This window comes from Streptomyces azureus (assembly GCF_001270025.1).
GTDB classification, from domain to species: Bacteria; Actinomycetota; Actinomycetes; order Streptomycetales; family Streptomycetaceae; genus Streptomyces; species Streptomyces azureus.
Map to the genome: position 1 here is coordinate 47942 of NZ_DF968307.1, position 18985 is coordinate 66926.

Sequence of the window (18985 nt, forward strand, 5' to 3'; positions counted from 1 at the left end):
GATGAGATACCCATGTCACCCGCCGGCCACCGGATGGCGGAACCGGCCCGGAATTCCCCCGAAGACCGGTACCGGCCGGACGCGAGAGGGGAGGTTCACGGGGCAACCGGACAGGGAGCAGCCCCCGGACAGGGAGCCGCCCTACGACAAGGAGCGTCCACGCCATGGGTACCGCCGTCCACGTCCCGCAGACCCGGGACATGATCGGAGACGAGCTCTCCGGAGACGAGGCGTTCACCGCCCTGCGCCACTACGGAGGGCTGCGGCTGCTGGCCGACTCCTTCGCACGGTTCCGGTACGCGGACGGCTTCACCAACGCGCGGGCCCTCGCCTTCCAGGTCGTGCTCGGGCTGGTCCCGTGCACCGTGGCGCTGGTCGGGCTGGCCACGTCGGTGCACACGGAGGGCGTGGGCCGGGTCATCGAGCTCACGCTCGGCCGGATCGTGCCGGGTGCCAGCGCGCGGATCGTCGAGGACGCCTTCGAAGGGACACGGCGCACCGCGCACGGCGATGTCTGGGGCACGCTCGCCCTGTGGCTCGGTCTGGGCTTCGCGCTGCTGAACCTCGCCTCGGCCATGGGCCAGATCGAGCGCGGCGCCAACCGCATCTACGGCATCGAGCGCGACCGTCCCTTCCCGCGCAAGTACGGGCGGGCGATCGTGCTCGCTCTCGCCGCCGGTCTGCCCCTGGTGCTGGGGTTCGTCGTACTCGTCGCCGGCGAGGCCGTGGGCGACGCCGTGGCGGACTCGGCCGGCTGGGAGGACAGCGGGGCGCGGTGGTGGGGTGTGCTCGACATCCCCGTGGGGCTCGCGCTGGCCTGGGTGGCCTCCGCCGTGATCTTCCGCTGGTCGCCCCGCCGCGTCCAGCCCGGCTACACCTGGCTGGCCTTCGGTTCGGCCGTGCATCTGCTGCTGTGGGTGTCGGCCACCTGGCTGCTCGCGCTGTACGTCGAGGAGAGCGGTGCCTTCGGGGCCGTGTACGGGCCGCTCACCGCCTTCATCGCCCTGCTGCTGTGGGCCAACCTCACCGCCGTCGCGCTCTTCCTCGGCATCGCGTTCGCCGCCCAGCTGGAGGCGGCCCGCGCCGGCATCGAGTCAGCCGTCCAGCCGGACCCGGGACCCGGCGCGTGAGCCCGGACGACAGACAGCAGGCGGGGGCTTCGGGTCAGGACTGTGCGGGACGTGGCCGGCCGGTCTTCGCGTCCGCGTGCCGGGCGGGCTCGGGTGCGGTCATGTCGAGCAGGAGCATCGCGTCGTGGTCGGGGCTGCCGGGTTCGGCGGTGTAGACGCAGAGGCGCTGGCCGGGCGTGCCTTCGAGGTGCATGTTCTGTCCCCTGAGGGTCAGGACGCCGACCTCGGGGTGGTGGAAGGTCTTCTGGACCTTCTTGCGGCCGATGACCTCGTAGCGTTCCCACAGCTTGGCGAAGTCGGGGCTCTTGAGCACGAGTTCGCCGACGAGGCCGGCCAGGTCGGGGGCGTCGGGGCTGGTGCCGGCCTGGGCGCGCAGCCGGGCGACGCAGGCGCGCACCAGGGGCTCCCAGTCGGGAAACAGCTCGCGAGCCGCAGGGTGCAGGAAGAGGTAGCGGGCGAGGTTGCGCTGCTTGGCGGGCCAGTCGGCGAGACCGGCGTACAGGGCGAGGCCGCCGGGGTTCCAGGCGAGCAGGTCCATGCTGCGGCTGACGATGTAGGCGGGGTTCGGCCGCATCGTCTCCAGCAGCAGTTTCAGGTGCGGCCGGACGGTCCGGCTGGGCGGGGGAGGCGGCTCGGGAGCGTAGTTCGCGGCCCGGGCGGCGAGTTCGCGCAGATGGTGGTGTTCCTCGTCGTCGAGGCGCAGGGCGCGGGCGAGGGCGTCGACCACGCCGGGGCTCGGCCGGGTCTCCTTGCCGCGTTCCATGCGGACGTAGTAGTCGATGCTGACCCCGGCGAGGGAAGCCAGCTCCTCGCGGCGCAGGCCGGGCGTGCGGCGTACGCCCGCGCCCGGGGTGAAGCCGACGCTCTCGGGGCTGGTCTGGGTGCGGCGGGCGCGCAGGAAGCGCCCCAGTTCGTCACCGGTGGTGTGCTGCTCGGCTGCCATGGAGCCAGTGTCGCAACGCCGCCACCAGGACGGTATCCGCGAGGGGGGCCCTGTCATACCCACCGCTGTTCACCCCCCGGAAGGGCCCGGCCTCCCTGGCGGGCGGGCAGGGGCGCACGGTGGGTGACGTCAAGCAACCTGCGAGAAGAGGAGAACTCCGTGCGCGCAGCCATGATGTACGGCGCCGGCGACGTCCGGACGGAGCACCGGCCCGACCCGAAGATCCAGCAGCCCACCGATGCCGTCGTGCGCACCGTCCTGTCGTGCGTGTGCGGCAGCGACCTGTGGCCCTACCGGTCCCTGCCCGCCACAGACACCGGCCGCCCGATGGGACACGAGTTCCTCGGCGTGGTCGAGGAGACCGGCTCCGACGTGTCGGGCCTCAAGGCCGGCGACCTGGTCGTCGCTCCGTTCACGTACTGCGACAACACCTGCGACTACTGCGCCAAGGGCCTGCACTTCTCGTGCCGGCGGGGCGGCCGGTACGGCTTCGACGGCGTGGACGGCGGGCAGGGCGAGGCGGTGCGTGTCCCCCAGGCCGACGGCACCCTGGTCAAGCTGCCCGTCGACGCCGACTCCGCGCTGCTGCCCTCACTGCTGACGCTCTCGGACGTGATGGGCACCGGACACCACGGGGCCGTCACGGCGGGCGTCGGCCGCGGCGACTGCGTCCTGGTCGTCGGAGACGGCGCGGTGGGCCTGTGCGCGGTCATCGCGGCCGAGCGGCTGGGCGCCGAACGGATCGTCCTGATGGGCCGCCACCAGGCCCGAACCGACCTGGGCCGCGAGTTCGGAGCCACCGACGTCGTCGCCGAGCGCGGAGAGGAAGGTGTCGCCCGCGTGCGCGAGCTGACCGGCGGCGACGGTGTGGACAAGGTCATCGAGGCCGTCGGCACCCGCCAGACGCTTCAGACCGCCCTGGCAGCGGTCGTGGACGGCGGCACCATCAGCCGTCTGGGCGTCCCGCAGTACGAGGAAGGCCCCCTCGGCCCGTCCACGATCATGCGGAACATCACCCTCACCGGCGGCGCGAGCCCGGCCCGTGCCTACATCGAGGAGCTGATGCCGGACGTCCTGGACGGCGTCATCGCACCGGGCCGCGTCTTCGACCGGAGCTTCACCGTCGACCAGGCCCCGGACGCCTACCGGGCCATGGCCGACCGCCGCGTCCTCAAGTCGCTCATCACCTTCTGACCCACTCCCCGTACGCGCGACGAACTGACTGCGCACGTTCGGTCGCGGCCAGAACCTGTCCGCAACTCTCGCTACCGTGCCCCCATGACGAACACCAAGCGGAGCGTCGCCGGCACGGCACCCCACCTGGGCACCCGGGCCCTCAACCGCGCCACCCTCGACCGCCAGTTGCTCCTGCGCCCGGCCCGGATCTCCGCCGCCGCGGCCGTCGAGCACCTGGTCGGTCTCCAGGCGCAGAACGTCAAGCCTCCGTACTACGCGCTCGCCGCCCGCCTCGACGGATTCGCCCCCGAGGCGCTGTCCCGGCTGATGGCCGACCGCGAGGTCGTCCGGATCGTCACGATGCGCTCCACCATCCACACCCACACCGCGGACGACTGCCTCACCCTCCGTCCGCTGGTGCAGCCCGCCCGGGACCGGGAGCTGACGCAGTTCCGCAAGGGACTCGCCGGTGTCGACCTGGACCGGCTCGCCGCCCTCGCCCGCGACCTCGTCGAGACCGAGCCCCGCACCATGAAGCAGCTGCGCGAGGCCCTGCTCCGGGAGTGGCCGGACGCCGACCCGCAGGCCCTGGCCGTCGCCGCCCGGTGCCGTCTCCCGCTCGTGCAGGTGACCCCGCGCGGTCTGTGGGGCCGAAGCGGGCAGGTCAGCCTGACCACCGCCGAGCACTGGCTCGGCCGTCCCGCCGGACCGGCCGCTCCGCCCGACGCGGTCGTCCTGCGCTACCTCGCCGCCTTCGGCCCGGCCTCCGTGCGGGACATGCAGACCTGGGCCGGACTGACCCGCCTGCGCGACGCCTTCGAACGTCTCCGCCCGCGACTCGTCACCTTCCGGGACGACAACGGCGTCGAGCTCTTCGACCTGCCGGACGCCCCCCGCCCCGACCCGGACACCCCGGCCCCGCCGCGCTTCCTGCCCGAGTTCGACAATCTGCTGCTCTCCCACGCCGACCGCACCCGTGTCGTCCCGCCCGAGCACCGGGGCCGCTCCTGGCAGGGCAACTTCGCCTACTGCACGCTCCTGGTCGACGGGTACCTCGCGGGTCTGTGGCGCCTGGAGGAGCACGCACTCGTCATCGAGCCCTTCGGCCGCCTCACCAGGGCCCAGCGGGAGGAGATCACCGCCGAGGGGGAGCGGATGCTGCGGGTGATGCACCCGGAGACGTCGTACGACATCCGCTTCGGCGTCGTACGCAGCTGACAGGAGCGGTGCCTCAGTCCGCCCGGCCCGTCACCGCCACCGTCAGGCCCAGGCCGATCATCGTGCAGCCACCCGCCCCGCCGATCAGGGAGAGGCGGCGGTCCGAGCCGGCGAACCAGGTGCGGGCCGCCGACGCGGTCAGGCCCCACAGCGTGTCCGTGACGAGGCCGATCGAGATCGGTACGAGGCCCAACAGCAGCATCTGCACGGGCACATGGCCCGCCGAGTGGTCCACGAACTGCGGCAGGACGGCGGCGAAGAACACCACACCCTTCGGGTTGGTGACGCCGACGACGACCCCGTCCAGGAGCGTCCGGAGATCCCCGCGAGCCGGCCCCGCCGACCGGGTGCCGATCTGCGACGCCTTCAGTTCCCCGCGGTGCCGGAACGCCTGCACGCCCAGATACACCAGATACGCGGCACCCGCCAGCTTCACCGTCAGATACACCGTCACCGATCGCTCGACCAGCGAGCCGAGCCCGACCGCGACCGCCACGACCAGCAGGTAGGAGCCGACCACGTTGCCGAGGGCCGTCGCCACGGCGGTGCGGCGGCCGTGGGCGAGGGCCCGGCCGATGACGAACAGGACGCTGGGCCCCGGGATCACGATGACCAGGAGCGACATCACGGCGAAGGCGAGGAGACGGTCGGCGGAAACCACGAGCATCACTCCCATCCGCCGCCATTCAAGCACCCGAACCCGACCGGTGGCATGCAGAGATGGAGAGGGGGCGTTGCGGGCCGCTCGTGGAGGCCCGCAACGCCCCCTGGTATGTCACCTGAGGGATACTCAGGAGTTTTGCCCGGTTACGAGTTGAGCTGCGTCGTGACCAGGTTGGAGAAGGTGGTCAGCCGGGTGTAGACACCCGGGTAACCGGCCTGGGCGCAGCCCTCCCCCCAGGAAGTGATGCCTGCCAGGACGCCCCCGATGAGCAGGGGGCCGCCGCTGTCGCCCTGGCAGGTGTCCACGCCGCCGGAGGTGTATCCGGCGCACACCATCTCGCTCCGCACGAAGTCGGAGCCGTAGGAGCTGCCGCAGCTGGAGTCGGACACGGTCGGAACGGTCGCGGTGCGCAGCTGGTTGGAGGAGCTGCTGTTCGAGGAGGTGGTGCCCCAGCCGAGGATGCGGGCGGTGGTGCCTGCCGCGTACACCGAGGTCTGCGAGGAGGAGACGTACTTCGCCGGCGTGTACGGCATCGACGTCGACAGCGTCAGCACGGCCACGTCCTCGCCGTTGGTGACGCGCGTGTAGTTCGGGTGGATCCAGATCTTGCTGACTCTGCTGACCGTGCCGTTGGTGCCGTTGAGGTAGGTGCGGCCACCGACGACGCGCACGCTGCTGGTGGTCTCGCCGACCATGCAGTGGGCGGCGGTGACGACCTTCGTGGGCGAGACCAGCGTGCCGCCGCAGAACTGGGTCTGCGAGGCGTCCGTGATCTGCATGACGAACGGGTACGCGGTCGTCGTGGTCGTCGTACCGCCGACGATCGGCTGGGGCGCGGCGACGGCGGCGGGAGCGGCGAGCAGCGCGGTCGCGGCGGCGGCAGCGCTCGCCGTGGCGAGGGCGGCGGCCTTCTTGGCACGGTTGAACCCGAACATGGGTCTCCTTGGGGAGTTGCCGGTGGGGGGTCGCGCGGGTGGGTGGTGCACGGTGACCCTGACGCCGTTGTTCGGATCTCCGTGTGCCCGGCGAGCGGCACGCGACAAAGCTAGAGCCCGGCAGCGCGGGCTCCCAATGAGGGAACCCCCTAAGGGAGTTGGGCAGGGTAAACCCTCGGTCCGGCCTCTCAAACCCTGGTGGGCGCGGTGGTAGGCAGCCGGGGGTCAGGTCGTGCGGCGGCCCGCGGCCAGCCGGACGATGTCCACCCGCGAACGGATCCCCAGCTTGCGGTAGACCCGGGTCAGGGTCGCCTCGACGGTCTTGACGCTGATGAACAGACGGGCCGCGATCTCCCGGTTGGTCGCGCCCTCCATCACCAGTGAGGCGACCTGACGCTCCATCGACGCGAGGCCCTCCAGCGCGTCGAGCGGAACGGGCGGTGCGACGGAGGCCGGCTCCACCGCCGAGGGACCGGCCGCGGCGGCCGCGTCGACCTGCCGCAGCCAGGGCAGCGCCCGGCAGCGCCTGAACAGCCGGGCGGCCTCGTCGTACGACGCCGACCCAGGCAGGGGAGTCCCGCCGCTGCGGGGGAAAGCGGCGGTCTGGGCGCGCAGCCGGGCCAGCGCGAAGGCGGCCCGCGCCTCCTCGAGGCCGTAGCCCAGCCTGCCGAGCCGGTCCTGAACGGACGTCAGGCGGACCAGGGCCGCCTCGTGTTCGCCGCGGGCCGCCCGCACCAGTGCCTCGGCCCGGTCGAGGACGGCCAGCACGCTCTCCCGGCCCAGCCGCAGCGCGTGCACCCGTGCCGTGTCGATGACGTCCTGGGCCTCGCCCGGTTCGCCGATGCGGACCAGGGCCTCGGCGAGGTCGCAGTGCCAGCGGCCGCGCGCCGGGTCGTTGATGCCGAGGCCCTGCTCCAGCTCGCGCACCCGGCGCAGCGAACGGACCGTGGCCGCCGGGTCCCCGGCCACCAACTGGGCGTAGCCCAGCGCCGCCAGGGCCCGGGACAGGTACATCTGGTCGCCGTCGACCTCGGCGTGGTCGGCCGCTTCACGGGCGAGGGCCAGCGCCCGGTCGACATCCCCGGCCGAGGCCTCCGCGAGGGAGGCGAGCATCGCCGAGGCACCCTCGCCGATCCCGGCGTCCCGGGCGAGCCGCAGGCTCTCGCGGGCCAGGTCCAGGGCCCGGCCGCAATGCCCCGAGCGCAGTTCCGTGTCGGCGAGGAAGCGCAGGAAGTGCACCTCGCTCTCGACCATGCCGCGCCTGCGCACCTCGCGCAGCAGCGCGGTGATGGTCGCCCGCGCCTCGGGCAGCTGGTCGCTCATGATCAGCCAGCGGAACCGGGCCGAGCCGGCGCCGTTGTGGTGGCAGGCCACGTACGGGTCCTGCGGCTCCTTCAGCGCCCGTTTGACGGTCTCGGGGGCGCCCGGGTGGCCCATCAGGGTCTCGGTTGAGGCCTGGAAGGACAGCGCCATCAGCTCGGTGCGCCGGTCCTCGCCGCGGGCGGCCAGCTCCGCCGCGTGCGCGGCCTCCTGCCGGGCCTCGGCGAAGTCGCCCTCGACGACCAGGCCGCGCCAGGCCAGCTGGTAGTGAACCAGGGCCAGCAGCCGCGGGTCGTCGCCCGCGTCGGCCAGGACCTGCGGGAAGACGGCGTCGACCTCGCCGAGCGCCTGCCCGGCCGCCTCGATGACCACCATCCAGGCCCGTACCCGCTCCGCGGGCACGCTGGCCCGGGCCAGCACGTCCCGGGCGATGTCCCGGGCGAGGTCGGCCTCACCGGCGGTGATGGCGTCCTCCGCGGCCTGGAGCCGCCGCTCGTCCGGGCCGGGCGTACTGTCCGCCGGGGTGTGCCGGGCCGCGAGCAGCCCGAGCGAGGCGGCCACGGACGGTGCCCCGCGGTCCCGGGCCAGCGCACCGGCCTCGGCGAGCCGGGCCGCCACCTCCGGGTCGGTGCCGGTGGTCGCCAGGGCCAGGTGCCGGGCCCGCTCGATCGGGTCGGAGGCCGCCGTGGACAGCGCGGCGTGCACGGCCCGCCGCTCCTGCGCCGGGGCCTCCGCGTACAGCGCGGCCGAGATCAGCGGATGCGCGAACCGTACGGCGGGGCCCTCCGGCTCCGTCGCCAGCAGTCCCAGCGCGGCGGCCTGCGCGGTCTCGGCCTCGGCGTGCTCCCGGCCGGCCGCGTGCAGCAGCGCCAGCGTGGGCCGGGCACCGGCACTGGCCACGAGCAGGGTGCGGCGCGCCTCGTCGGACAGCATCTCCAGCCGGCTCAGCACCAGCGCCCGCAGCGAGGTGGGCACGGGCAGGGGCTCGCCGGGCCGGGGCCGGGTCGGGCTCTCGGCCAGGGCGCGGCCCAGCTCCAGCGCGAAGAGCGGGTTGCCGCCGCTGGTGCGGTGGATGTCGCGGATCGTGGAGCGGGACAGGGGGGTGTAGCCGCGGTGGTCGAGCAGCGCGGAGACCTGCGTACGGGACAGCGGGCCCAGCCGGACGGCGAGCGTGTCCGGCGGGGACGCGCGTAGATGGCGGTCGTACTCCTGGCCCTCGGTCCGCACCGCGCACAGCATCTGCACGGGCGTGTCGCCCAGCCGGCGGGCGGCGAAACCGAGCAGCTCGGCGCTGGCGGCGTCCAGCCACTGCAGGTCGTCGGCGACGACCAGCACCGGGCCCTTGGCGGCGAGGGCGCGCAGCGCCGACAGTACGGCGAGGCGCAGCGCGAGCCCGTCGCGCTGGAGCGTGGACTCGCCGCGCCCGGTGAGCGCGGACTCCAGGGCGGTGCGCTGAGCGGCGGGCAGCGCGCCGGAGACCTCGTCCAGGACCAGGCCGAAGAGGTCGGCCAGCGCCAGGAAGGGCAGGTGGGATTCGGACTCGGTGGCCGAGCAGCGCAACACGGTCCGGGCCGCGCCGGCGTAATCCGCGGCCAGTGCCCGCAGGACCGTCGATTTCCCAATTCCCGCGGGGCCGTGGAGCAGCACACTGCCGCCTCGGCCGAGCTGTTCACGCGCCGACGTGAACAGGTCCTCCCGGCCGATGACCACGTCGGGGCGGCTCCTGGGAGGCTCCTGGAAGTCCCGTCGCACGGTCACCGCTCCCCTCCGTGTGTCGTGTCCTGGCCAATATTAGGCAACAGTTCTTTGAATTTCGGACGGACGGCGTGGTGAGGGAAATAACAACGGAGGCCCGCGCGCGAATTCATCGGGCTCCCGAATGCGGCGGAACGCGACGGTGGCGCCCGTCCGGGAACCCGTCGGCATATCGAACAGGCAAGGGTAACGGAAAACATCGCAAACCTACGGCAACCATCCCGCCCGGCGCGCGGCGACCACGGCCTCGCCTCGGGTCCGGGCCCGCAGCTTCCGCATGGCCGACCGCAGATACGCCTTGACGGTCTCGGGCGTCACGCCCAGCCGCTCGGCCGCGACCGCGTTCGTGGCCCCCGCGGCGACGCACGCCAGCACGTCCACCTCCCGCGGCGCGAGCCGGACCCGGTCCGACGGGATGGAATCGGCCGTCAGCAGGGCACACGCGTCGAGCAGCTCGGCCCGCAGCTCCGGATCCGCGATCTTCGGGGCCAACGCCCGCAGCGCCGCGTGCGCCTCCCGCACCTGCTCCCGTCCCACGCCGGCCCCGCCCTCGGCGGCGAGCGTGCGGGCCTCCTCCCGCACGACCAGCGCCCGCTCCACGTCCCGCGCCGCCTCGACGGCCTCGTCCAGCATGCGCCCGCCCAGCGGCAGGGCCGTGCGCAGCGCCCCGTACAGCACCCCGCGCACCGAGTGCCGCACGACCACCGGCACGGCCAGCACCGAGCGCAGTCCCTCCACCGCCACCGGGGCGTCGTACTCGTGGCTGATCTGCCGCGACGCCGAGTAGTCCGTCACCACGCACGGCCGGGCGAGCACCACGGTCTTGCCGCCCAGCCCGTTCCCGGACGTCACCACCAGCGAACGCAGGGCGTGCGTCGCCGTGCCGCTCAGTTCGCTGATGCGCATCTGCCGCCCGGCCTCCATCAGGCCGCCGAAGGCGACCGGAAGGCCGGTGGCGCGCCGCAGACGGAGCAGCGCGTTCCGTATCTCGACCGCGTCGGACGCGTCTGCTGTCACCTGCTCGCCCCTTCACTACGGCTCCTGCGCGGGCGCACCCCCGTTCGGGGGTAGTGAGACCTGCATCACGGATTACACGATGGTTCGGAGCCGCCCGGCAATGGTCCGGCACCAAGGAGGACGAATGGCATCGGCGACGGAGGTGTTCCGCAGCGCGCGGGACTTCCTGCTGGAACACCGCGAGGACTACGGCACGGCCTACGAGGGCTTCCGCTGGCCCCGTCCCGACTGCTTCAACTGGGCGCTCGACTGGTTCGACGAGATCGCGCACGGCAACGCCCGCACCGCGCTGCACATCGTCGAGGAGGACGGCCGCGAGACACAGCTGTCCTTCGGGGAGATGTCCGTACGCTCGGCCCAGTTCGCCAACTGGCTGCGGGCCCGGGGCGTGCGCGCCGAGGACCGGATCCTCGTGATGCTCGGCAACCAGGCCGAACTGTGGATCACCGCGCTCGCGGCGATGAAACTGCGAGCCGTGGTCATCCCGGCCACCCCGCTGCTCGGCCCCGCCGACTTGCGTGACCGCGTCGACCGCGGCCGGGTCCGGCACGTCATCGCGCGCTCCGAGGACACCGGCAAGTTCGCCGAGGTCCCCGGCGACTACACCCGCATCGCCGCGACAGACGCGGGAACCGTGCCCGAGGGCTGGCTGCCGCTGGACGACGCCTACGGCGCCTCCGCCGACTTCACGCCCGACGCCCCGACCCGGGCCGACGACCCGCTGATGCTGTACTTCACCTCGGGCACCACCGCCCGGCCCAAACTCGTCGAGCACACCCACACCTCGTATCCGATCGGGCACCTGTCGACCATGTACTGGATCGGCCTCAAGCCCGGCGACGTGCATCTGAACATCTCCTCGCCCGGCTGGGCCAAGCACGCATGGTCCAACCTCTTCGCCCCCTGGAACGCCGAAGCGACCGTCTTCCTGTACAACTACACGCGTTTCGACGCCGCCCGTCTCATGGCCGAGATGGATCGGGTCGGGGTCACCACGTTCTGCGCCCCGCCCACCGTCTGGCGCATGCTCATCCAGGCCGACCTGACACAGCTGCGCACCCCGCCCCGCGAGATCGTCGCCGCCGGTGAGCCACTCAACCCGGAGGTCATCGAGCAGGTCCGCCGGTCCTGGGGCGTCACCATCCGGGACGGCTTCGGCCAGACCGAGACGGCCGTGCAGGTCGCCAACAGCCCCGGCCAGCCGCTGAAGACCGGCTCGATGGGCCGGCCGAGCCCCGGCTACCGCGTCGAGCTGCTGGACCCCGTCTCGGGCGCGCCGGGCGTGAGCGAGGGCGAGATCGCGCTCGACCTGTCGCACCGCCCCGTCGGCCTGATGACCGGCTACCACGGCGACGCGGACCGCACGGCGGAGGCGATGGCCGGCGGCTACTACCGCACGGGCGACATCGGCGCGCGGGACGCGGACGGCTACATCACCTACGTCGGCCGCGCGGACGACGTCTTCAAGGCGTCCGACTACAAGATCAGCCCCTTCGAGCTGGAGAGCGCGCTGCTGGAGCACGAGGCGGTGGCCGAGGCGGCCGTCGTGCCCGCGCCGGACGAGCTGCGGCTCGCGGTGCCGAAGGCGTACGTCGTCCTGGCGGCGGGCTGGGAGCCCGGCCCCGACACCGCGAAGGTGCTGTTCGAGCACTCCCGTGAGGCCCTGGCTCCCTACAAGCGCATCCGACGCCTGGAGTTCGGCGACCTGCCCAAGACCGTCTCGGGCAAGATCCGCCGCATCGAGCTGCGCGAGGCCACGGCGGCCGGGTCGGACGCCGAGTACCGCGAGGAGGACTTCCGGTGAACTCGTACAGTCACGGAACCAGCGAGACGGCCCTGCTCGGCGACACCATCGGGGCCAACCTGGACCGCGCCGTGGCCACCTGGCCGGACCGTGAGGCGCTGGTCGACGTGCCGTCCGGGCGGCGCTGGACGTACGCGCGGTTCGGCGCGGCCGTCGACGAGCTGGCCTCCGCCCTCCTCGCCTCCGGGGTCGCCAAGGGCGACCGGGTGGGCATCTGGGCGGTCAACTGTCCCGAGTGGGTCCTGGTCCAGTACGCCACGGCCCGCATCGGCGCGATCATGGTGAACATCAACCCGGCCTACCGCACCCACGAGGTCGAGTACGTCCTCAACCAGGCCGGGATCTCCCTCCTGTTCGCCTCCCTCGGCCACAAGACGAGCGACTACCGGGCGATGGTCGAGCAAGTGCGGGGCAGATGCGCCGAGTTGCGCGAGGTCGTGTACTTCGGCGACCCGAGCTGGGACGCACTGCTCGGACGGGGGACACCCGGCGCCCGGATCGCGGACGACGGCCTGTCCTGCGACGACCCGATCAACATCCAGTACACGTCGGGCACGACGGGCTTCCCCAAGGGGGCCACCCTCTCCCACCACAACATCCTCAACAACGGCTATTTCGTAGGGGAGTCGATCGCCTACACCGAGCAGGACCGGGTGTGCATCCCCGTGCCGTTCTACCACTGCTTCGGCATGGTCATGGGGAATCTGGCCGCCACGTCCCACGGCGCCTGCATGGTCATCCCGGCCCCGTCCTTCGACCCCGAGGCCACGCTGGAGGCGGTCCAGCAGGAGCGCTGCACCTCGCTCTACGGCGTCCCGACCATGTTCATCGCGGAGCTGAACCTCCCCGGCTTCGCGTCGTACGACCTCTCCTCCCTGCGCACCGGCATCATGGCGGGCTCGCCCTGCCCGGTGGAGGTGATGAAGCGGGTGGTCACCGAGATGAACATGGCCGAGGTGTCGATCTGTTACGGCATGACGGAGACCTCGCCCGTCTCCACACAGACGCGGCGCGACGACGACCTGGAACACCGCACCGGCACGGTCGGCCGCGTGCTGCCGCACATCGAGGTGAAGATCGTCGACCCGGCGACAGGTGTGATCCAACCACGCGGCCGGGCGGGCGAGTTGTGCACCCGCGGCTACAGCGTGATGCTCGGCTACTGGAACGAGCCGGAGAAGACCGCCGAGGCCATCGAAGCGGGCCGCTGGATGCACACCGGCGACCTCGCCGTGATGCGCGAGGACGGCTACGTCGAGATCGTCGGCCGCATCAAGGACATGATCATCCGGGGCGGGGAGAACATCTACCCCCGCGAGATCGAGGAGTTCCTCTACGCCCACCCCAAGATCCAGGACGTCCAGGTCGTGGGTGTCCCGCACGACCACTACGGCGAGGAGGTCCTCGCCTGTGTCATCCCCCAGGACCCCGCCGACCCGCTCACCCTGGACGAACTCCACGCCTTCTGCCGGGGCCGCCTCGCCCACTACAAGATCCCGAGCAGGCTTCAGCTCCTCGACTCCTTCCCCATGACGGTCTCCGGGAAGGTGCGCAAGGTGGAACTGCGGGAGAGGTTCGCGGGCGGGCAGAGGTAGAACAGCTCGGGGTCGCCGTCGTCGAGGCCGTGGACCAGACCGGCGGGTTGCCAGCCGGCTCTCAGGAGCAGTCGCTGCATGGGCTGGTTGGAGACATTGGTCGAGGTGAACAGCTTGGGCGTGGTGCACGCGGCTTCGACAGCCGTGAGGAGACGCGCGGCCACTCCCTGCCGGCGTGCGGCGGGCGCGACCGTCAGCAGAGTGAGGAAGCCCTGTTCGAAGAAGGTGTACTCCAGCACGCCGTAGCCCACGGGCCCGCGCGCGTCCTCGGCCAGCAGCGCCAGGCCCTGCTCGCACCAGCGCCGGATGCCCGCGCGGCGCGCCCGGTCTCCCGCCGCCGCGATCGGGTCCGTCTCGGTCAGTGCCGTGCGGTCCGACGCCTCGGCGCGGCGCACGACGAGCGTGCCGGGTTCGATGTCGCCCATGGGGCGCATCGTGGCAGCAGTGCGGGCCGGGCCGCGCGCGGATTACCGAGGCCCGGTCACAGTGGTGCGCGCATGCACACGCGGGGCCAGCGGTCCAGGCCGTGTCGGGCCTCCGCCGCGCGGATCTCGCGCAGGCCGGGCGTGAGGTCCGCCTCCCCGAGGGTGCGGAAGCCGAGGCGGGTGTAGTAGGGGGCGTTCCACGGGACCTCCGTGAAGGTGGTCAGCGTCAGGGCGGTCAGGCCCGCCTCGCGGGCGCGGTCGGCGGCGTACGCCAGGAGGGCCCGGCCCACGCCCCGGCGGGCAGCGCACGGGTGGACCGAGACCTGCTCGATGTGCAGGGCGCCGTCGACGGGTTCGGCGACGAGGTATGCGACCGGGTGGTCCCGTTCGTCCACCGCGACCCAGCAGCGGCCCGCCCCGCGGTAGCGCTCCAGTACGTCGAGCGCGGGCGGTTCGTCGTCGGCGATCTCCGGCATGCCGAGGTCGCGGAAGGGGGCGCCGGCGGCACGTTCGACGTCCTGGAGGGCGGGGAGCTCGGCGGCGGTCGCGGGGCGGATACGCATGGGGAGAGTATGCGGCGCGGTCGGCACCGGGATCCGGCGGCTACTCTCGTCCCTCCACCGACTCGGACCACAAGGGGAGCAGACTGTGCGCGACGCCGCCGTGACACCCGAGGGCGACCGGATCCGCTGGGTCGAACTGCCGGGACAGGAACCGCCACGCGTCTACGTGCACGGCCTGGGCGCCACGTCGCCCGCCTACTTCACGGAGACCGCGGTCCATCCCCTGCTGGCCGGCCGCCGTTCGCTGCTGACCGACCTGCTCGGACACGGCATCAGCGACCGGCCGACGAGCTTCGACTACACCCTGGAATCACACGCCGACGCGCTCGCCGCGGCGCTCACTACGGCGGGCGTTACCGGGGCGGAGCTGATCGCGCACAGCATGGGCGGTTCGGTGGCCATCGTCCTGGCCGCCCGCCACCCCCACCTGGTCTCGCGTCTGGTCCTGGTCGACGCCAACCTCGACCCGATACCGCCCGCCCCCGGATCGTCGGGCAGCAGCGGGATCGCCGCCTACACCGAGCAGCGGTTCCTGGCAGGCGGGTGGGAAGAGGTCCGCGACCGGGTCGGCCCCCACTGGTGGTCCACGATGCGTCTGGCCGGCCGGGAAGCCCTGCACCGCAGCGCGGTCCACCTCGTCCGCGGCACCGTCCCCACCATGCGTGAACTCCTGCTGGACCTGAAGATTCCCCGGACCTACCTGCTGCCCGAGGCCGACGGCCCCCTCCCGGGCGCCGACGCGCTCACCGCGTCCGGCGTGTCCGTCGTCGCGGTCCCGGATTGCGCACACAACATCATGCTGGACAATCCGGAGGCCTTCGCCCGCGTCACCGCGGCGGCACTCACGGACCAGGCCCTGCCGGACCACGCATAGCGGAGCGTCAGCCCGGCGTCGAAGGCCGCACGCCCGCCCCGTCCCGCACGACACCCGTGCTGTCCCCACGCAGCACCTCATGACCGTCCTGGTTGACGATCACGATGCCGAGTTCGAGTTCCGTCCCGGACCGCGTCCGCCTCAGCGCTCGTACCGTCACGCGCGCGGTGATGCTCTCGCCCTCCCAGACGGGTTTGAGGAACTCCCAGCTCATCCGGCGGGCGATGTAGTCCAGTCGCCCGCCGACCCGCGTCGCCAGCGACGCCGTCAGCAGACCGTGCGCCATGACCGGCCCGTCGGCCGAGACATGGTGGCGCCCCTCGTCGCCCACGAGCGAGGCGAAGGCGGCGATGTCCTCGGCCAGGATGGTGCGTTGTGCCGTGAGTACCTGACCCACCTCGAGTGCGGATGCCTTGTTCGCTCCGCCGGCTCCGAAGTCCCCGCCTCGCACCACGTTTCCCCTCGTTCCACTCGTTCCATGAGCTCGTCAGGCGGGCACGCGCTCCGGGTCGGCATAAACGCCGAACTGCCGAAGCTGTTCAAGGCGATGGCAGACCGCTCGATTGCCGCGGGACACGATGGTGAGCAGTATCCCGTGCTGATCGAGGAGTTCAGCAAACCCGGCATCGACTGACCGACCCGCGCTCCTGCCTGTCAGGGCGCCCGGTTCTCCGTGCCGGTGGCGTCCAGGGCGTCGGCCGGGGCGTTCACCGGCCGTGGTGTGCCGGTGACGTCGAGGACGAACAGCGGGATGCCGAGGGCGTCGGCGCGGGCCCGGGCGTCGTCCGCGTACCCGGCGAGGGAGAAGTACAGGCAGTCCGCCGACTCCGTCATGGCCGTCAGCCACAGGCACTCCACGTCCCGCAGGGTCGCGGGGCGCACGGCCGGGTCGACAAGGGCGACGACGCCGCGGGCGGCGAGGCCGATCCCGGACGGCGGCCGCTGGTCCGCCCGCCGGACACGCCGGTAGCCGAGCCAGCGCAGGTACAGCGCGGCGGCCGTGACGGCGTCGAGGACGGTACGGATCGTGACGGAGCGGAAGGGCGGCCGGGCGGCAGCGTCGGTGGAGTCGGCACTGGAACCGGCGTCGGCAGAGGCCGGGGCCCCCTCGGCCTCGGCAGAGGCAGCGGCCCCCTCGACGGCGGCTGCGGCGTCGCGCGGGCCGGTTTCGGCACTCGCGCCCGGCGCGCCGTCCCGGCCGGCGGCCTCGGCGTCCGTGTCGACGGTGATGTCCCGGTCAGGCCTGAGCCCGCCGTCGGCCGCCGTGCCCTGGCCCGTCGAACCGCTCCGGCCGGCCACCTCCCGCCCCTCCACGACCGGCACCCGCAGCACCACCCCGCACGGGCAGCCCACCTCCGGCCGCGGCAACTCCCCGCGTCGGCCGCAGGATGCGCACCGCACCGTCACCCAGTCGTCCTGCCAGACGCGATGGGCGACGGGCGTCACCGTCCCGTTCCGGTCGAGCCGCGGGGCGAGGGGCGCTGCGCACACGCACGGGTACGACGGCGCCGTGAAGCGGTGCTCTCGTCGGCAGGACGGACAGCGCACCGGCACGCTCTCGGCCATGGCCACTCCAGTACGGCGTCACATCGGGACAGCGCGTCCATCGTGCTCCAGCCGGCCCCCGCCTGTCCGCCGCTTGCAGGTCTCTTGACGTCCTTCTGCCGCCCCACCTACATTCATTCCAGATAGCAGAAAGCTATTTCCACAATACGGAATAGCTCACCGCGGGGCGCGACGGGAGTGCGAATCCGACAGCCGAAGCAGGAGTACTCGATGGCTCGAATGACGGCTGCCCGCGCGGCAGTTGAGATCCTCAAGCGCGAGGGCGTCACCGACGGGTTCGGTGTCCCGGGCGCGGCGATCAACCCCTTCTACGCGGCGCTCAAGGCCTCCGGCGGTATCAACCACACCCTCGCCCGCCACGTGGAGGGTGCCTCGCACATGGCCGAGGGCTACACCCGCACCCACCCGGGCAACATCGGCGTCTGTATCGGCACCTCCGGTCCGGCCGGCACCGACATGATCACGGGCCTGTACTCCGCGACCGGCGACTCCATCCCGATCCTGTGCATCACCGGCCAGGCCCCGACTGCCGTGATCCACAAAGAGGACTTCCAGGCCGTCGACATCGCCTCGATCGCCAAGCCGGTCACCAAGATGGCCGTGACCGTGCTGGAGGCCGCGCAGGTCCCCGGTGTCTTCCAGCAGGCCTTCCATCTGATGCGTTCCGCCCGCCCCGGCCCGGTCCTGATCGACCTGCCGATCGACGTCCAGCTCACGGAGATCGAGTTCGACCCGGAGACGTACGAGCCGCTCCCGGTCTACAAGCCCGCCGCCACCCGCGCCCAGATCGAGAAGGCGATCGGGATGCTGAACGCCTCCGAGCGGCCGCTGATCGTCGCGGGCGGCGGTGTCATCAACGCCGATGCCACCGAACTGCTCGTCGAGTTCGCCGAGTTGACCGGTACTCCGGTCGTCCCCACCCTCATGGGCTGGGGTGTCCTGCCCGACGACCACGAGCTGAACGCCGGCATGGTCGGCCTCCAGACCTCGCACCGCTACGGCAACGCGACCTTCCTGGAGTCCGACTTCGTCCTCGGCATCGGCAACCGCTGGGCCAACCGCCACACCGGCAGACTCGACGTCTACACCGCCGGACGGAAGTTCGTCCACGTCGACATCGAGCCCACCCAGATCGGCAAGATCTTCGCCCCCGACTACGGCATCGCCTCCGACGCCAAGGCCGCGCTGGAGCTGTTCGTAGAGGTGGCGCGCGAGCTGAAGACGGCCGGCAGGCTGCCCGACCGCTCCGCCTGGGCGGCCTCGGCGCAGGAGCGGAAGGCGACCCTCCAGCGCCGTACGCACTTCGACGACATCCCGATCAAGCCGCAGCGGGTCTACGAGGAGATGAACAAGGCCTTCGGCCCGGAGACCCGGTACGTCTCCACCATCGGCCTCTCGCAGATCGCCGGCGCCCAGATGCTGCACGTCTACCGGCCCCGCCACTGGATCAACTGCGGTCAGGCCGGCCCGCTCGGCTGGACCATCCCGGCCGCGCTCGGCGTCGCCAAGGCCGACCCGGAGGCGTCCGTCGTCGCGCTCTCCGGCGACTACGACTTCCAGTTCATGATCGAGGAACTGGCCGTCGGGGCGCAGCACAAGATCCCGTACGTCCACGTCCTCGTCAACAACTCCTACCTGGGCCTGATCCGCCAGGCGCAGCGCGCTTTCGACATCGACTTCCAGGTCAACCTGGAGTTCGAGAACATCAACGCGCCCGAGCTCGGCGTCTACGGCGTCGACCACGTCAGGGTCGCCGAGGGCCTCGGCTGCAAGGCGATCCGCGTCACCGACCCCGCCGAACTCGGCGCCGCCTTCGAGCAGGCCAAGAAGCTCGCCGCCGAGTACCGGGTCCCGGTCGTCGTCGAGGCGATCCTGGAGCGTGTCACCAACATCTCCATGTCGACGTCCAACGACATCGGCAACGTCGTGGAGTTCGAGGAACTCGCCACGGAGCCGGGCCACGCGCCGACGTCGATCAAGCCACTGAAGGTCTGACGCGT

The 18985-nt window shown here is 72.2% G+C and carries 16 protein-coding genes and 1 pseudogene; 8 read left to right on the forward strand and 9 right to left on the reverse strand.

Annotated features, from left to right (window positions below; all coding sequences use genetic code 11):
• Positions 1 to 164: 164 nt before the first annotated feature.
• Positions 165 to 1130, forward strand: a complete 966-nt coding sequence (locus AOQ53_RS21415; protein ID WP_059419607.1) for a YihY/virulence factor BrkB family protein — start codon at positions 165 to 167, stop codon at positions 1128 to 1130.
• A gap of 34 nt (positions 1131 to 1164) precedes the next feature.
• On the opposite strand, the gene AOQ53_RS21420 is transcribed toward AOQ53_RS21415, so the two are convergent.
• Positions 1165 to 2073 carry a helix-turn-helix transcriptional regulator gene (locus tag AOQ53_RS21420; RefSeq protein ID WP_059419608.1) on the reverse strand — a complete coding sequence of 303 codons (909 nt, stop codon included), beginning with the start codon at positions 2071 to 2073 and terminating at the stop codon, positions 1165 to 1167.
• A gap of 174 nt (positions 2074 to 2247) precedes the next feature.
• On the opposite strand from AOQ53_RS21420, the gene AOQ53_RS21425 reads away from it, so the two are divergent.
• Together AOQ53_RS21425 and AOQ53_RS21430 are read left to right on the forward strand one after the other, a co-directional pair.
• Positions 2248 to 3267 (forward strand): zinc-binding dehydrogenase, encoded by a 1020-nt coding sequence (locus tag AOQ53_RS21425; RefSeq protein ID WP_059419650.1) that lies wholly within the window; start codon positions 2248 to 2250, stop codon positions 3265 to 3267.
• 84 nt (positions 3268 to 3351) lie between these two features.
• On the forward strand, positions 3352 to 4467 hold the full coding sequence (locus tag AOQ53_RS21430) for a winged helix DNA-binding domain-containing protein (RefSeq protein ID WP_059419609.1): 1116 nt from the start codon (positions 3352 to 3354) through the stop codon (positions 4465 to 4467).
• Between the two features lie 13 nt (positions 4468 to 4480).
• Here the strand turns inward: AOQ53_RS21430 and AOQ53_RS21435 are convergent, their stop codons facing one another.
• The 4 genes from AOQ53_RS21435 to AOQ53_RS21450 all read right to left on the reverse strand — a co-directional run bounded on the left by AOQ53_RS21435 (position 4481) and on the right by AOQ53_RS21450 (position 10158).
• Positions 4481 to 5128: a LysE family translocator gene (locus tag AOQ53_RS21435; protein WP_059419651.1), complete on the reverse strand. Its 648-nt coding sequence runs from the start codon at positions 5126 to 5128 to the stop codon at positions 4481 to 4483.
• A 146-nt stretch (positions 5129 to 5274) separates the two neighbouring features.
• Positions 5275 to 6066, reverse strand: coding sequence for a S1 family peptidase (locus AOQ53_RS21440; protein ID WP_059419611.1), 792 nt, complete (start codon positions 6064 to 6066; stop codon positions 5275 to 5277).
• A 225-nt stretch (positions 6067 to 6291) separates the two neighbouring features.
• Entirely contained in the window at positions 6292 to 9144 is a 2853-nt protein-coding gene (locus AOQ53_RS21445; protein ID WP_059419612.1) for a helix-turn-helix transcriptional regulator, read from the reverse strand.
• Positions 9145 to 9348: 204 nt separating this feature from the next.
• The gene (locus tag AOQ53_RS21450; RefSeq protein ID WP_059419614.1) at positions 9349 to 10158 is read right to left on the reverse strand and encodes a helix-turn-helix transcriptional regulator; all 810 of its coding nucleotides are present in this window, start codon (positions 10156 to 10158) and stop codon (positions 9349 to 9351) included.
• Between the two features lie 124 nt (positions 10159 to 10282).
• Between AOQ53_RS21450 and AOQ53_RS21455 the strand changes: the two genes are divergently transcribed.
• Both AOQ53_RS21455 and AOQ53_RS21460 read left to right on the forward strand, forming a co-directional pair.
• Entirely contained in the window at positions 10283 to 11962 is a 1680-nt protein-coding gene (locus AOQ53_RS21455) for an AMP-binding protein (protein WP_059419615.1), read from the forward strand.
• Positions 11959 to 13557, forward strand: a complete 1599-nt coding sequence (locus AOQ53_RS21460) for an AMP-binding protein (RefSeq protein WP_059419617.1) — start codon at positions 11959 to 11961, stop codon at positions 13555 to 13557. The genes AOQ53_RS21455 and AOQ53_RS21460 overlap by 4 nt, the downstream gene beginning before the upstream one ends.
• On the opposite strand, the gene AOQ53_RS21465 is transcribed toward AOQ53_RS21460, so the two are convergent.
• Positions 13470 to 13982, reverse strand: coding sequence for a GNAT family N-acetyltransferase (locus AOQ53_RS21465; RefSeq protein WP_236711744.1), 513 nt, complete (start codon positions 13980 to 13982; stop codon positions 13470 to 13472). The two genes, AOQ53_RS21460 and AOQ53_RS21465, sit on opposite strands and share 88 nt — an antisense overlap.
• A gap of 56 nt (positions 13983 to 14038) precedes the next feature.
• On the reverse strand, positions 14039 to 14545 hold the full coding sequence (locus AOQ53_RS21470; RefSeq protein ID WP_059419618.1) for a GNAT family N-acetyltransferase: 507 nt from the start codon (positions 14543 to 14545) through the stop codon (positions 14039 to 14041).
• Positions 14546 to 14630: 85 nt separating this feature from the next.
• Between AOQ53_RS21470 and AOQ53_RS21475 the strand changes: the two genes are divergently transcribed.
• Positions 14631 to 15419: an alpha/beta fold hydrolase gene (locus tag AOQ53_RS21475; RefSeq protein WP_059419619.1), complete on the forward strand. Its 789-nt coding sequence runs from the start codon at positions 14631 to 14633 to the stop codon at positions 15417 to 15419.
• A 7-nt stretch (positions 15420 to 15426) separates the two neighbouring features.
• Here the strand turns inward: AOQ53_RS21475 and AOQ53_RS42955 are convergent, their stop codons facing one another.
• Positions 15427 to 15816: a hotdog family protein gene (locus tag AOQ53_RS42955; protein ID WP_148640362.1), complete on the reverse strand. Its 390-nt coding sequence runs from the start codon at positions 15814 to 15816 to the stop codon at positions 15427 to 15429.
• 111 nt (positions 15817 to 15927) lie between these two features.
• On the opposite strand from AOQ53_RS42955, the pseudogene AOQ53_RS41390 reads away from it, so the two are divergent.
• Positions 15928 to 16053: pseudogene (locus AOQ53_RS41390) on the forward strand (imine reductase family protein); the annotation flags it as partial.
• Positions 16054 to 16073: 20 nt separating this feature from the next.
• Here AOQ53_RS41390 and AOQ53_RS40025 read toward each other — a convergent pair.
• Positions 16074 to 16985 carry a hypothetical protein gene (locus AOQ53_RS40025; RefSeq protein WP_063888928.1) on the reverse strand — a complete coding sequence of 304 codons (912 nt, stop codon included), beginning with the start codon at positions 16983 to 16985 and terminating at the stop codon, positions 16074 to 16076.
• Positions 16986 to 17195: 210 nt separating this feature from the next.
• On the opposite strand from AOQ53_RS40025, the gene gcl reads away from it, so the two are divergent.
• The gene (gcl, locus tag AOQ53_RS21490; protein ID WP_059419622.1) at positions 17196 to 18980 is read left to right on the forward strand and encodes a glyoxylate carboligase; all 1785 of its coding nucleotides are present in this window, start codon (positions 17196 to 17198) and stop codon (positions 18978 to 18980) included.
• The last annotated feature ends 5 nt before the right edge of the window (positions 18981 to 18985 follow it).

What these genes read in the sequence shown, in the direction of transcription:
- AOQ53_RS21415 (WP_059419607.1), top strand. Translation starts at nt 165, where the DNA reads ATGGGTACCGCCGTCCACGTCCCGCAGACCCGGGACATGATCGGAGAC.
- AOQ53_RS21430 (WP_059419609.1), top strand. Translation starts at nt 3,352, where the DNA reads ATGACGAACACCAAGCGGAGCGTCGCCGGCACGGCACCCCACCTGGGC.
- AOQ53_RS21425 (WP_059419650.1), top strand. Translation starts at nt 2,248, where the DNA reads ATGTACGGCGCCGGCGACGTCCGGACGGAGCACCGGCCCGACCCGAAG.
- gcl (WP_059419622.1), top strand. Translation starts at nt 17,196, where the DNA reads ATGGCTCGAATGACGGCTGCCCGCGCGGCAGTTGAGATCCTCAAGCGC.
- AOQ53_RS21455 (WP_059419615.1), top strand. Translation starts at nt 10,283, where the DNA reads ATGGCATCGGCGACGGAGGTGTTCCGCAGCGCGCGGGACTTCCTGCTG.
- AOQ53_RS21470 (WP_059419618.1), bottom strand. Translation starts at nt 14,545, where the DNA reads ATGCGTATCCGCCCCGCGACCGCCGCCGAGCTCCCCGCCCTCCAGGAC.
- AOQ53_RS40025 (WP_063888928.1), bottom strand. Translation starts at nt 16,985, where the DNA reads ATGGCCGAGAGCGTGCCGGTGCGCTGTCCGTCCTGCCGACGAGAGCAC.
- AOQ53_RS21420 (WP_059419608.1), bottom strand. Translation starts at nt 2,073, where the DNA reads ATGGCAGCCGAGCAGCACACCACCGGTGACGAACTGGGGCGCTTCCTG.
- AOQ53_RS21465 (WP_236711744.1), bottom strand. Translation starts at nt 13,982, where the DNA reads ATGGGCGACATCGAACCCGGCACGCTCGTCGTGCGCCGCGCCGAGGCG.
- AOQ53_RS21440 (WP_059419611.1), bottom strand. Translation starts at nt 6,066, where the DNA reads ATGTTCGGGTTCAACCGTGCCAAGAAGGCCGCCGCCCTCGCCACGGCG.